The sequence below is a fragment of the Micromonospora sp. S4605 genome (assembly GCF_003176715.1).
GTDB classification, from domain to species: Bacteria; Actinomycetota; Actinomycetes; order Mycobacteriales; family Micromonosporaceae; genus Micromonospora; species Micromonospora echinaurantiaca.
In genome coordinates this window covers 32634-42087 of the sequence record NZ_QGSW01000261.1, presented here as the reverse complement: position 1 = coordinate 42087, position 9454 = coordinate 32634, and the positions used below count along the sequence as shown (strand labels likewise).

General features: G+C 68.6%; 5 protein-coding genes. 4 read left to right on the top strand and 1 reads right to left on the bottom strand.

Annotated features, from left to right (window positions below):
* The coding region (locus tag DLJ47_RS23610; protein ID WP_146228183.1) for a site-specific integrase at nt 1-798 on the top strand (798 nt) is incomplete at its 5' end.
* Here DLJ47_RS23610 and DLJ47_RS23605 read toward each other — a convergent pair.
* Nucleotides 724-1239: a hypothetical protein gene (locus tag DLJ47_RS23605; protein WP_109902847.1), complete on the bottom strand. Its 516-nt coding sequence runs from the start codon at nt 1237-1239 to the stop codon at nt 724-726. The genes DLJ47_RS23610 and DLJ47_RS23605 overlap by 75 nt on opposite strands.
* A gap of 89 nt (nt 1240-1328) precedes the next feature.
* On the opposite strand from DLJ47_RS23605, the gene DLJ47_RS23600 reads away from it, so the two are divergent.
* From DLJ47_RS23600 to pglW, 3 genes are all read left to right on the top strand, one after another.
* Nucleotides 1329-2765 carry a tellurite resistance TerB family protein gene (locus tag DLJ47_RS23600; RefSeq protein ID WP_233257979.1) on the top strand — a complete coding sequence of 479 codons (1437 nt, stop codon included), beginning with the start codon at nt 1329-1331 and terminating at the stop codon, nt 2763-2765.
* Entirely contained in the window at nt 2755-4158 is a 1404-nt protein-coding gene (locus DLJ47_RS23595) for a hypothetical protein (RefSeq protein ID WP_109902845.1), read from the top strand. The genes DLJ47_RS23600 and DLJ47_RS23595 overlap by 11 nt, the downstream gene beginning before the upstream one ends.
* 406 nt (nt 4159-4564) lie before the next feature.
* The gene (pglW, locus tag DLJ47_RS23590) at nt 4565-8692 is read left to right on the top strand and encodes a BREX system serine/threonine kinase PglW (protein ID WP_109902843.1); all 4128 of its coding nucleotides are present in this window, start codon (nt 4565-4567) and stop codon (nt 8690-8692) included.
* The last annotated feature ends 762 nt before the right edge of the window (nt 8693-9454 follow it).

Genomic DNA, 9454 nt, shown 5'->3' with positions numbered 1-9454 from the left:
AAGGCGATCAACGACGCCCTCGCCGACGAACTCATCGTCGGCGCCAACCCCGCCGCCCTGGTCAAGGTCCCCGCCGACCGGCCCCTACCGATCGTGTGGGAGGACGAACGCGTGCAACGGTGGAAGTCCACCGGCGAGATCCCCGGACCGGTGATGGTTTGGACCGACGCCCAGGTCGTGCAGTTCCTCCACTACGCCGCCGAACACGCCCCCGACCTGCACCCGATGTGGCACTACATGGCCTACCGCGGGCCCCGCCGAGGCGAGGCCTGCGGCCTGCGCGACAGCGAGGTCCGCCTGCACCGCCGCGAAACCACCATCAACAACCAAATCGCCACCCACGGCTACACCGCCGTCCAGAAGCCACCCAAAAGCAGGGCCGGAAACCGGGACGTCGCCCTCGACACCGATACGACGAAGGTCCTCGCCGTCTACAAGGCCCGCCGCGCCGCCTGGCAACTCGCTGCTGGCGACGCATGGCCCGACAGCGGCTTGTTCTTCGTTCGCCCCGACGGCCAGCCGTGGCATCCCAACGCGGTCACGCAGCGCTTCCGCAAGCTGATCCGCAAGGCCGGGCTGCCCCCGATTCGGCTACACGACCTGCGCCACAGCGCCGCCACAATCGCCCTGGACGCCGGCGTCGACATCAAGGTCATATCCGAGCAACTCGGTCACACCACGACCACTCTCACCCGCGACATCTACCAAAGCGTGACCAAGGAACTACACCGCAACGCCGCCGACGCGGTCGCCGAAAAGATCAACCAGAAGCGACAGGGTCGCCGCCTCGCGGGATGAGAGCAAGCGGTCACGGACCTGGAGGTGTTGGTGGCTTAGCCGTTGAACCGTTCCCATTCGAGGCGAGCGGGGCCGCAGGGCTGAGCGTTGCCGGCTGCCGACGCTCAGCCAGATGCCACTCTCGCCGTAGTCGGCGGCCATGGCGACCAGCCCGGGAGCCACCCAATGGCGCGTGGGATCGCCAGGTACCCGCATCGGTTGCAGCGGGACGGGAACCAGATCCACGACGAACCGGTCCAGCGCCTCCATGGTGACTGTGGCGACGCCGGTGAACGGTGAGGTGTTTACCGCTTCGTTGAGGGCGAACTGGAGCAGGAAGCCGCTGAGGCGTTCCCGCTCGCGTAGCCGCTCCGGGCCGCCGTCGTACCACACGACCGGATCGTCGTCGGTGGGATCGATCAACGCCACCCAGACGCCCTGGTTCCCGGCCGCGAAGACCACCAGCCGCTCGTCGTCCAGGTACTCGGATCTTTCACCTGTTGGCGAGCGTCCTCGACATCGCTCTGGGACGACCTCCGCGGCGACGACGGGTGGACCATTCGGACCGGCACGGACACCGATACGGCAAGGGCGGTTCTGTTAGGAGCCGTGGTGAAGATGAGCAGCCCGGCGGCGGCCGGCCGTTCCGGGATGGCTCGCCAGGCATGGAGGCGCTCGCTCTGGCTGGCGGCGGCATGGCCGCAGGACATCGCCATCTCGCGGATGAGGACCAGGGCCGCCCGGAGGATGTGGTCTTGTCGGCGGCAACCGATAGCCTCTCGCCAACTGATGTGAAAGGGATGGCGATGGACCTTCGTGACGTTGGGTTTGGACGGCTGAAGGGCGTCGCCGACGCCGCTGGACGGATGGTTGCCGACAGCACGAGCGTCGCGAGGCAGCGTGTCGCTGATGCTGCTGGTGATGCCCAGGAGAGAGTGAAGCAGTCCGCCGAGCAGGTGATGGCGAAGGTCGGAGAAGTCAAGGACGGCCTGTCGGCCTGGTCGTCCTGCAACCCCGCCAATGTCGGCGACTTGTCCGCGCTCAGTGCCGACGGGAAGTTGCTGTATTGCCGGGTGTTGGTGAGCTTGGCGCTGGTCGACGGCCTTCTCGACCCTCGCGAGATCGCGAATCTGTACCTGTTCGCATCGACGATTGGTCTCGACGACGAAGCGCGATCGCAGTTGCGCAGTGAAATCACTGGGGCGCAACGCGATACGGCGAGCCACGCAGGAGTTCCCGACGCCACGGTGGAGCTGGCCAGGGAACTGCGCGACCTCCTCGAGGAAGATCAACGCGAGCCGGTGTTCACGGTCCTGGTGCGCGATCTGGTGCGTATCTCACGTGCTGACAGGCATGCCGCCGACGCCGAGCGTGAACGAATCGTGCTGGTCGCAGGACTCGTGTTCCCCGAATCAGCAGACCAGGTCGTGGAGGCAACCGAACGGTCCGTAATTACCGAAGAGGACTTCGCATCCGGCAGGATCACGACCAGCGACCTGGAGACCACCACCAAGGACATCGCCGCCAAGGCGGCTGCGTTCGGTGCCCCGATCGCCGCGATCAGTCTTGCCGGCAGCGTCTCCGGCCTCAGCGGAGCGGGAATCACCTCGGGTCTGGCGGCCCTGGGGTTCGGCGGCCTGCTGGGCCTGAGCGCGATGGCCACCGGGATCGGTACCGTGGTGATCCTCGGCGTCGTGGTCCATCAGGGCGCGCGTTACGTGCTGGCCACCAACGAGCGTGAACGAGAGAAGCGGCGCGAGCATCTGATCCAGCAAGTCATCAAGAATCACCAGCAGGCAATGGCCGAGCTCACCGACGACATCGCCGGGCTCGCTCACCGGATGGATGCCTACCTCACCCAGACCACGCGCAACGAAGAGCGACTCGCCACGCTCAGAGCTGAGTTGGCTGCCTTTCAGTCGGCCCTGGTGAATCTGCAGACCAGCCAGGAGACCTTCGAACAGCGGGAGCCACTCCGTGTCGGGTGATCACCTTTCGGCTGCTGCCGCGGTCGTGGCTTACCAGGCCGTCACGCTGACCGAACTGCGGAGCTTGTTCGACCAGGTGGACTTCGACCTCAAGGAGGTCCTCGAACGCGAACGCCGCGTCAGCGACACCCTGGACTCGGTCGAATCCGAGTTCGATGCGGTGCGCGCCCGTCTCCACGCGATGGGCGTCCTCGTACCAGCCCAAACGTCCCAGCCGATCGCAGCGGCCACGGTGAGTGTCGAGACACCGCGCCAGCCCCGTTACGGCGTGCCCATCGTCCCGACTGAGGGCGACTTCGATCAGCTCGTCAGGCTTGCCGAAGCCCGGTTGGATCTGCTCGGTATCGATCTGACCCGGGACCCGCTCCAGCAGGTTCTTCCCCCCGGCCAGACAGCTCGCAGCCTGCGCAGCTACACCGAGGAACATGGCGACATCAGCTGGGACAAGACCGACTGGATGGTCGTCCTGGTTGCCGGAGCCCTCGCGACCCTCCTTGACGTCATCCTCGTCCGCATCCCCCAGGACTCCACCTTCCTCGGCGAGACGCAGACCGGATCACCCCTCACGAAGTGGCTCCAGAACAAGGATCGGGCTAAAGACGTCCACGCCCGATTCTTCAAGGGCTTCGAAAAGCTGGCCAAAGTGCCCTATGACCATTCCACTACGAAGGCCACCGGCGGCCTGGTCAGCGGCATGCGGCCGGCTACCCATCGGCTTCAGAGCCTCGGCCACGATCCGGCCCTGGGTTTCCTCTACGGCGTGGCAGATCTCATGCACGGCACCGGCACCTACATCGACAAGGCAGGGAAACTGCTCCAGGTCCCCACCAACCACGATCCGGTCGACCTGATCACCGCCCTCATCACCCAGGTGCGCCATCTGCTCTCGGATGTCTACACACCTGCCGGCCTGCAGCCGCCGTTCTTCAGCCTGCTTCAACTCGGCCAGGTCAATTCGCCGTTCGCATTGGGCCCCTCCGGCGTCAAGGTGCCCTGGACCGACGTCGCCCGCTACATGTATACGAGAGGCTACGACCTGCGCCACTTCTTCACGATGGGCATCACTCCTGGCGTCGTATCCGCGATCATCCGCGGGTACTGGCTTCTCAAGAGCTACGCCACCGGGGGTACCGCAGCGCAACGGAAGTTGGAGCACGCCAAACTCACCTCCATGCTGCTGCTCGGGCACACCATCGCCACCTCAGGCACGCTTCTCAAGACCGGTCTGCTTTTCGGCATGAACCCGGCCGCCCTCAACTACAACCAGATCCTCGCCATGGCGCCCGCCACCATCGCCTGGTTCAAAGAAGCCATCGCCCGCGACCACCGAATCAATCAAGCCCTGCAGAAGGAATGGGAATCGCTCCTCACCGAATCCGAGGGGCAATCGTGATCAGCGAGCCGAGTCACGAGTCTGGCACGCTGTCAATCTGAGGGGAACGTGCGTCCTTCCGAAGGGCGCTCAATCCTCCTGGGGCGTCTTGGATCCGCGTAGCGCGGCGTACCGGTCGAGCAAGACCGGCACACGTGGTGCACCACCATGGAAGGCGAACGGCGTCCGCGGACATGCCATGGCGCGTTTCCTGGCTGCGACGAATCCGACCGGCGGAGCTTTAGCTTGGCGATGCGTCCGAGCGCCAACTAACCGACTTCCAGGCGCGCTGGCCCTCGGCGGCCCACCCATCCATGGCGAACCAGTTCAGGGATTCCCACCGGAGGTTTGGGATGTTGCTCGGAGCGAGCATTGCTCCTGAGCAGGTAAGGTGCCAGAGTTCGTCCGAGGTTGAGGGAGCCAGTGCATGCGTGAGGATTCGCCGCGCTGGGAGCAGATCAACGCCAGCTCTTACGTCCACGAGCAGGACGGCCTGCGTGAGCTGGCCAGCTACCTGCCGGACGCCGACCCGTACCACGTCTGGGCGAACGTGGAGTTCGTGGGTGCGGACGGCTCGATCAACGAGGTCGACGCCCTGGTGCTCACCCCGAGCGGGCTCTACGTGCTGGAGCTGAAGCACTGGCAGGGGGAGATTCGCGGCGACGGTACGCAGTGGGTGCGGCGGGCGCCGAACTCCCGGCTTATCCCCGAGGACAACCCGTACATCCTGGCCAACCGGAAGGCGAAGCGGCTGGCCAGCCTGATCCGCTACTACGCGCGTCAGCAGGGCCGCGAGTCTCAGGCGCCGTACGTGGGCGCGGCGGTGTTCCTGCACGCCCGGGCGATGACGGCGCAGGGCCTGGACGGCATCGGCAGGCAGCACGTCTACGGCCTGCAAGGGCACGACTCGGGTCTGCCCGGCCTCAAGGATCTGCTGCTGGCCCAGCCGCGTAACCCGGCGCACCGGGTCGACGAGGCGCGGGGGCGGCAGATCGTGGAGCTGGTACGAAGCGCCAAGATCCGGCCGTCGGTGGCGGACCGGAAGGTCGGTCAGCTGCTGCTCCACCCGAAGCCGTTCGCCGAAGGGCTCGGTTGGCAGGACTTCCTCGCCGGGCACGCTATGGACACCACGCTGGTGCGGCGGGTGCGGTTCTACCTGACTAGCCGGGCGGCCGAGCACGAGGTGCCGGCGATTCGCAAGGCAGCGGAGCGGGAGTTCCGCCTGCTGCAGGGCATCCACCACCCGGGGGTGGCCCGGGCGCACGACCTGGTCGAGCACCCGTGGGGCGCGGCGGTGGTCTTCGACCACCAGAAGGATTGGGTACGCCTCGACCAGTGGCTGCTGCGGCGCGGCGACTCGTTGACGCTGGCCCAGCGGTTGCAGCTGGTGCAGGATCTGGCCGAGATCATCGACTACGCGCACTCCCGTCGGCTGGCCCATCGCGCGCTGTCACCCCGTGCGATCTACGTTGGCGACCCGGAGGGGCCGCGGCCGACTCTGGTGGTGACCGACTGGCAGACGGGTGGCCGGTTGACGGGTGCCACGCAGCTGACCCGGCTCGGTTCGTCGACTGATCCGGCCAGCCTGGAGCTGTTCTTCGACGACGAGGTGCGCTGCTATCAGGCGCCGGAGGCGGAGAACGCGACCACCCTGCCCGGCCACCAGCTCGACGTGTTCTCGGTCGGTGCGCTGGCGTACCGGATATTCGCCGGCACGGCGCCGGCGGCCACGCCGGAGGAGCTGGTGAGCGCGGTCCGCGACAGCGGCCTGCACCTGGATGCCGCGGCCGATGGTATGCCGCACACGCTTGTCACCCTGGTCTACGACGCGACGCGGGGAGATCCCGCCCAGCGGCTCGGCCGCATTTCAGCCATCCGTGACGGCCTGGAGAAGGTGTGGGAGGAGCTGACCGCCCCGGAACCGGAGCCGGTGACCGACCCGCTCTCGGCCCACCGGGGGGACGTCCTGGACGGCGGCCTGGAGGTCAAGGACCGGCTCGGGTCGGGCGCTACCGCGGTGGCCCTGCTGGTGCGACGGCCGGAGGACTCCCGTGACCTGGTGCTGAAGGTCGCCCGGGACGAGCAGCACGAGGAACGGCTGACCGCGGAGGCGCGTACCCTCGCAAACTTGAAGCACCCTCAGGTGGCCGCGCTGGTGGACGGCCCGGTGCGGGTCGGCGGCCGGACCGCCCTGCTGATGGAGAGCGCCGGCCCGCGGACCCTCGCCGAGGAGTTGCGCGGCGGCCGTCTCGCGCTGGATTTGCTGGAACGGTACGGGCGGGACCTGCTCGACATCGTCAACTTCCTCGACGGTCAGGGTGTCTGGCACCGGGACCTGAAGCCGGCGAACCTGGCGGCTCGGCCGCGGCCGAAGGACAAGCAGCCGCACCTGTGCGTCTTCGACTTCTCGCTGTCGTCGACGCCCGCCGACCAGGTGGGTGCCGGCACGGTCGGCTACCTCGACCCGTTCCTCGGGCCGCCGCGCCGGCTGCGCTACGACGCCGCGGCCGAGCGGTTCGCGGCGGCTGTCGTGCTCTACGAGATGGCCACGGGCACGCTGCCCAGGTGGGGTGACAACGCCAACCCGGCCGCGATCAGCGACGAGGTGACCCTCGACCCAGCGGCGTTCGACCCGGCGGTGGCCGATCGGCTGGTGGAGTTCTTCCGGCGGGCCTTGGCCCGGGAGGCCTCGGCCCGGTTCGACACCGTCGACGAAATGACAGACGCCTGGCGGGCCATCTTCCAGCAGGTCCCGCAGTCGACCGTGACCCCGGTCGGCCCGGCAGCGGTGGGGCTGACCCGGGAGTCACCGCTGGAGACCGCCGAGCTGACCGCCCGGGCCCGCTCGGCGCTGGAGCGGCTCGGCCTGCACACCGTCGGTGACCTGCTGGACGCGGAGCCGTCGGCGCTCACCCGGGCCAAGGGCGTACCTGACGCCACCCGCCGGGAAATCCTGGCCCAGCAGCGAGCGCTGCGCGCGGTGCTGCCGGCCGGTGACGAGCCGCCCGCCAGCGACGAACGGCCGCTGGCGCAGGGCGTGGAGGCGCTCTGCGCGGCACTGCTGCCCGCCCCCAGCTCCCGTAACCACCGGGTCCTGGCCGTGCTGCTCGGGCAGGCGCCGACCGACGACGGCAGCTTCCTGCGCTGGCCCGCGCAGAGCGAGGCGGCCCGGACCACCGGCCGCAGCCAGCCGCAGATCTCCAAGCTGCTCGCCGCGCAGGCGAGGAACTGGCTGGCCGAGCCAGGGCTGGAGGCGGTGCGCAACGAGATCGTGGCGCTGCTCGACGCCCGCGGCGGGGTGATGTCCGCCGACGAGCTGGCGCAGGCGCTGATGGCCGCCCGCGGCTCGTACACCGCCGGGCCGAAGCGGCTGCCGCAGGCGATCGGGCTGGTCCGCGCCGCCGTCGAGGCCGAGCTGAGCACCGGCGGCGACGCCCGCGTGGACATCCACCGGTTCCGCACGACCGGTCTCGTCCTGGTCGGCCGGGAGCCGGACGACCCGGCGTCCGACGTCACCGCCGCCGACTTCCTCGGGTACGCGGTGGAGCTGGGCGCCCGCGCCGCCGACCTGGCCGCCGCCGACCCGCTGCCCACCCGGCAGCGTGCGATCGAGGAACTGCGCCGGCTGCCGACCCCGACCGGAATGCCGGCCGTGCCCGACCTGCGCCTGTTGCAGCTCGCGGCCATCGGCAGCAACGACCGGGTGGACGTCAACGCGCAGGGCCAGCTCTACCCGGTGGGGATGCCGGCCGAGCGGGCGCTGCGGCTGTCGATGGGCTCCCTGATCGGCCAGCGGCTCGGTGAACAGCTGCTCCGCGACCGGGTGCACAGCCGCTTCCCCCGGGCCGAGCAGATGCCGGGCCGGCCGGCCCTCAACGACCTGCTTGCCGCGGCCGAGGTGCCACTGACCTGGCATCCGCAGGACCGCGTCTACGGGCCGGCGACCGTGCCTGCCTCGGTGACCGGCACCCGGCTAACCCTCACCACCCACGCGCCGCTGCTCGGCCTATCCGCTGCCGCCGAGGTGGGGGACAAACTCACCTCGGCCATCGAGCGGCGCGCGTTCCTTGCGGTGCTGGCACCGCTGCGCCGGCTCGGCCCGGCCCGACGGGCCCTGCTGGCCCGGCTGCCACTGACCGAGGTGGACGTCACGGCCATCCTGTTGGAGCAGCTGCGCTCGCTCGGCTTCCCGTGGGAGGCGATCGTGGCGGCCGACAACGGCTCGCCGCAGGACGCGGACTTCCGCAGCCTGGTCGACCTGGTCAAGCACCAGGTGGTGCCGGCGGTCAACGCCGCGATCGCCGCAGCCGACGGGCCGGTGCTGCTCACCGAGGCGGCTCCGCTGTCCCGGTACGGGCAGCTCGGGCTGCTCCAGGAGTTGGCCGACCCGACCCGACCCCGACCGGCGGCCCGGCTGCTTCTGCTCCCGGCCCGCCGCCCCGAGCCGGCACTGCTGGATGGCGTGCAAGTGCCGCTCACGTCACCGGCCAGCCAGTCACTCTGGCTCGCCACCGACTGGATCGAGGCGGCCGGCGCCGGAGCCATCGCCGCATAGTGGATCGGGCCGGTGATGGCTGCCGAAGGCGGCAGCGCGTTTCGATTCCGGGACGGGCTGCGACGCTAACCCTGCACGACGCCGCAGATCGCGCAAGAGGCAAGGAGTAGGACGAGTACGACGACAACGAGGACGGCCGTGCGGGCGTTGCTACTTTTCTGCTCCACCTCGAGCTGCCGGATCACTCCCTCTGTCGCGATCGCCCGTTGCCTTTGGGACTCGCTCATCGGCGGCAATCTCAGGGTGATTCCGACCTTCGGCGACCAGTCCCCAACAGAGCTGCCGGTAACCGGGAACCCATTCGCTTGGAGTTCCCGCGTGACGACCGCAGCAACCTCGTCCCTGCGGGCGGAACCATAGTGTTCTGGGCCAAGGTGCAGCGTGCACTCGGTCAGTCCCTGCTCCTGGTATCTTGCCGCCTGAACCATTAAACCGAGTACCGCAACGTCTAGGCTTTTCTTCCCTGTCCGCACCGAATACGGTTCGCCGCCTCCTGCTGGCATGCCTGGACCAACTCCTCACGACCGTGTTGTCTGAGATGCCGAGCTCCACCTATCCCATTAGCTGGCAGGGTAAATCGCACGACAACCTCCGAACTGCCATCGAGACCGAGAGGTTCGTCCCTCCCCGCGCAGATGATCGGACCTTGACCGTCGGCGATGCAGGGCTCGCGACCCCTCGTCGGTGCTCCGTCTGTGATGGATGGAGCGTCCCCTGCTCGGAGATCCTCGACGTCAGTAGGAACTGGGATTGAGGTGCTGC

Excerpts from the sequence above, each read along its gene's own strand:
- pglW (WP_109902843.1), top strand. The coding sequence starts at position 4,565 with ATGCGTGAGGATTCGCCGCGCTGGGAGCAGATCAACGCCAGCTCTTAC.